The sequence below is a fragment of the Candidatus Skiveiella danica genome, assembly GCF_022705245.1.
Classification (GTDB): domain Bacteria; phylum Pseudomonadota; class Gammaproteobacteria; order Burkholderiales; family Burkholderiaceae_C; genus Skiveiella; species Skiveiella danica.
On record NZ_JAKJEW010000155.1, the window covers coordinates 1 to 232 of the forward strand.

The window sequence follows — 232 nt, forward strand, 5'->3', positions numbered from 1 at the left end:
AGTCGTCGAGCAGCGCACTGGTCTCGGGCGCGCCAGCCACGCCCAGGTAGGTGCCGTGCAGCTGCACGCCGGAGTGCACGCCGTCGTCGGCCAGCAGGCCTCGGCCCATAAAGGTTGTGAGCACGGGCAACTGCAGGCGGCGCGCCAGTTCGGCCACGCGCGCCTCGATGCCGAAGCGCCGCACCTCCACGTCCACCACCAGCACCGGGCGCTGGGCGGCCTGGATGCGCGC

Annotated in this window: 1 pseudogene; it reads right to left on the reverse strand. The window is 73.3% G+C overall.

Going from position 1 to position 232, the window contains the following annotated elements:
- A pseudogene (locus ACMUOY_RS20660) lies at window positions 1–232 on the reverse strand (indolepyruvate/phenylpyruvate decarboxylase); the annotation flags it as partial.